Consider the following 3,360-nt stretch of genomic DNA (forward strand, 5'->3'; position numbering starts at 1 on the left):
ATAGAAAGAGATTTCATGAAACAATTTTTAGAACGGGCCAGTATTTTGGCTCTCTCCCTCGTTTTGATTACGTCCTTTTCCATCTCGAGTGCCCTGCCAGCCATGTTTGACTATTATCAAGGTTATCCTAAGGAACAAATTGAACTCTTGGCGAGCTTGCCTTCCTTTGGAATCATGATGATGTTATTACTAAATGGTTTCTTAGAAAAAATATTTCCTGAGCGATTACAGATTAGTTTGGGCTTGCTGATTTTATCATTGAGCGGGACGGCTCCCTTTTGGTATCAAGCTTATCCTTTTGTCTTTGGAACACGGATTCTCTTTGGTTTGGGTCTTGGGATGATCAATGCCAAGGCCATTTCTATTATCAGTGAACGCTATCAAGGAAAAACGCGAATTCAGATGCTAGGGCTACGCGGTTCTGCAGAGGTCGTTGGAGCTTCTCTCATCACCTTGGCAGTCGGCCAGTTGTTGGCCTTTGGTTGGACAGCTACCTTCCTAGCCTATAGTGCTGGATTTTTGGTGCTGACCCTTTATTTGCTCTTTGTCCCTTATGGAACAGAAAAGAAAAAAGTCAAGAAAAAAGCGAAGGAAGCAAGTCGCTTAACTCGAGAAATGAAAGGCTTGATTTTTACCCTAGCTATAGAAGCAGCAGTGGTAGTTTGTACCAATACGGCTATTACCATCCGTATTCCAAGTTTGATGGTGGAAAGAGGACTTGGGGATGCCCAGTTATCTAGTTTTGTTCTTAGTGTCATGCAGTTAATCGGGATTGTGGCTGGTGTGAGTTTTTCTTTTTTGATTTCTATTTTTAAAGAGAAACTGCTCCTCTGGTCTGGTATTACCTTCGGCTTAGGTCAAATTGTGATTGCCTTGTCTCCATCCTTATGGATGGTTGTGGCAGGAAGTATTCTTGCTGGTTTTGCCTACAGTGTAGCCTTGACGACGGTCTTTCAACTTGTCTCTGAAAGAATTCCAGCTAAGCTCCTCAATCAAGCAACCTCATTTGCAGTTTTAGGCTGTAGTTTCGGAGCCTTTACAACCCCATTCGTTCTAGGTGCAATTGGCTTACTAACGCACAATGGTATGTTGGTCTTTAGTATCTTAGGATCTTGGTTGATTGTAACCTCTATCTTTGTCATGTACCTACTTCAAAAGAGAGCTTAGGACTGGTTTCCTAAGTTTTTCTTTTTAGGATTTTTGTACCCAGACAATATTTATTTTAGAACCTTGTCTACAGATTAATTTCTTGATAAAATAGAAGTTATGACGAGATATAAAGCAACTATTTCCTATGATGGTTACGCCTTTGCTGGTTTTCAGCGCCAGCCTCATGCGCGTAGCGTTCAGGAAGAAATTGAAAAAACCTTGACTAGATTGAATAAGGGGAAAGCCATCACTGTTCACGGTGCTGGTAGGACTGATAGTGGGGTTCATGCCCTGGGACAGGTGCTTCATTTTGACCTACCTTATCAGATGGATGAGGAGAAGCTCCGTTTTGCTTTGGACACTCAGTCTCCTGAAGATATTGATGTGATTTCAATTGAGCTTGTGGCGGATGATTTTCATTGTCGTTATGCCAAGCATAGCAAGACCTATGAGTTTATCGTGGATAGAGGACGTCCCAAAAATCCGATGCGCCGTCACTATGCCACCCACTTCCCTTACCCACTTGATATGGAGAGGATGCAGGAGGCCGTCAAAAAGCTAGAAGGAACCCATGATTTCACTGGCTTTACAGCCTCTGGGACTAGTGTAGAGGATAAGGTTCGCACTATTACAGAAGCCAGTCTTAGGGTTGATGAGACAGGCCAGTTTTTGACTTTTACCTTTTCAGGAAATGGTTTCTTGTATAAACAGATTCGCAATATGGTGGGGACACTGCTCAAAATCGGCAACAAGCGTATGCCAGTAGAGCAGATTGACCTCATCTTGGAGAAAAAGGACAGGCAGCTTGCAGGTCCCACTGCAGCACCAAATGGTTTATATTTAAAGGAGATTCGTTATGAAGAATAATCGTATTTTAGCACTTTCTGGAAATGATATTTTTAGTGGTGGTGGTTTGTCAGCTGATTTGGCTACCTATACCTTGAACGGCTTGCATGGCTTTGTAGCAGTGACTTGTTTGACAGCCTTGACAGAAAAAGGATTTGAAGTCTTTCCAACTGATGATACCATTTTTCAACATGAATTAGATAGCTTGCGTGATGTGGAGTTTGGGGGAATTAAGATTGGTCTTCTCCCTACTGTTAGTGTGGCTGAGAAGGCCTTGGACTTTATCAAACAACGCCCAGGAGTGCCTGTGGTTCTGGATCCTGTCTTGGTATGCAAGGAAACGCACGACGTAGCAGTTAGTGAACTCTGCCAAGAGTTGATTCGCTTTTTCCCTTATGTCAGTGTGATTACGCCTAACCTCCCAGAAGCAGAATTATTAGCTGGTCAAGAGATTAAAACCTTGGAAGACATGAAGGCTGCAGCGCAGAAATTATATGCCTTAGGAGTACCAGCAGTCATTATCAAGGGAGGCAATCGCCTTAGTCAGGACAAGGCTGTGGATGTCTTTTATGATGGACAAAACTTTACAGTCCTAGAAAATCCAGTTATCCAAGGCCAAAATGCTGGCGCAGGTTGTACCTTTGCCTCTAGCATTGCCAGTCACTTGGTTAAAGGTGATGAACTTTTACCAGCAGTAGAAAGCTCTAAGGCTTTCGTTTATCGTGCTATTGCACAAGCAGATCAGTATGGAGTAAGACAATATGAAGCAAACCAAAACAACTAAAATCGCCCTTGTATCACTATTAACCGCCCTCTCTGTGGTTCTAGGTTATTTCTTAAAAATTCCAACACCGACAGGCATTCTAACTCTTTTAGATGCGGGTGTCTTCTTTACGGCCTTCTACTTTGGTAGTCGCGAAGGGGCTGTAGTCGGAGGACTAGCAGGTTTCTTGATTGACCTCTTATCAGGCTACCCTCAGTGGATGTTCTTTAGCTTGCTCAACCATGGCTTGCAGGGATTTTTCGCAGGACTTAAAGGAAAAACTCAGTGGTTAGGCCTTATCTTAGCAACGATTGCCATGGTAGGGGGTTACGCCTTGGGTTCTACATTGATGAATGGCTGGGCTGCAGCCCTACCAGAAATTTTACCAAATTTCATGCAAAATATGGTAGGGATGATTGTAGGATTTATTCTTAGTCAAAGTATCAAGAAGATTAAGTAAAGAGGATGTGGAGAAAGTCCTAAGAATTAGAAAAAACGCATAGTATCAGGTGTTGAAACCTTGATACTATGCGTTTTATTGTGGGAAGATTTTATACTCTTCGAAAATCTCTTCAAATCGCGTCAACGTCGCCTTGCCGTAG

4 protein-coding genes are annotated in these 3,360 nt (G+C 42.7%); all 4 read left to right on the forward strand.

What is annotated here, in order from left to right; all coding sequences use genetic code 11:
- The first annotated feature begins 15 nt into the window (after positions 1-15).
- The 4 genes from WKI42_RS09755 to WKI42_RS09770 all read left to right on the forward strand — a co-directional run bounded on the left by WKI42_RS09755 (position 16) and on the right by WKI42_RS09770 (position 3,218).
- Positions 16-1,167: an MFS transporter gene (locus WKI42_RS09755; protein WP_368081828.1), complete on the forward strand. Its 1,152-nt coding sequence runs from the start codon at positions 16-18 to the stop codon at positions 1,165-1,167.
- 99 nt (positions 1,168-1,266) lie between these two features.
- Positions 1,267-2,016 carry a tRNA pseudouridine(38-40) synthase TruA gene (gene truA / locus WKI42_RS09760; protein ID WP_368081829.1) on the forward strand — a complete coding sequence of 250 codons (750 nt, stop codon included), beginning with the start codon at positions 1,267-1,269 and terminating at the stop codon, positions 2,014-2,016.
- Positions 2,006-2,779, forward strand: coding sequence for a bifunctional hydroxymethylpyrimidine kinase/phosphomethylpyrimidine kinase (locus WKI42_RS09765; protein ID WP_301351133.1), 774 nt, complete (start codon positions 2,006-2,008; stop codon positions 2,777-2,779). The genes truA and WKI42_RS09765 overlap by 11 nt, the downstream gene beginning before the upstream one ends.
- Positions 2,757-3,218, forward strand: coding sequence for an ECF transporter S component (locus tag WKI42_RS09770; protein WP_045605976.1), 462 nt, complete (start codon positions 2,757-2,759; stop codon positions 3,216-3,218). Before WKI42_RS09765 ends, WKI42_RS09770 begins: the two co-directional genes overlap by 23 nt.
- The last annotated feature ends 142 nt before the right edge of the window (positions 3,219-3,360 follow it).

The sequence above is a fragment of the Streptococcus pseudopneumoniae genome (assembly GCF_038148935.1).
Classification (GTDB): domain Bacteria; phylum Bacillota; class Bacilli; order Lactobacillales; family Streptococcaceae; genus Streptococcus; species Streptococcus pseudopneumoniae_U.

What these genes read in the sequence shown, in the direction of transcription:
- WKI42_RS09755 (WP_368081828.1), top strand. Translation starts at nt 16, where the DNA reads ATGAAACAATTTTTAGAACGGGCCAGTATTTTGGCTCTCTCCCTCGTT.
- truA (WP_368081829.1), top strand. Translation starts at nt 1,267, where the DNA reads ATGACGAGATATAAAGCAACTATTTCCTATGATGGTTACGCCTTTGCT.
- WKI42_RS09765 (WP_301351133.1), top strand. Translation starts at nt 2,006, where the DNA reads ATGAAGAATAATCGTATTTTAGCACTTTCTGGAAATGATATTTTTAGT.
- WKI42_RS09770 (WP_045605976.1), top strand. Translation starts at nt 2,757, where the DNA reads ATGAAGCAAACCAAAACAACTAAAATCGCCCTTGTATCACTATTAACC.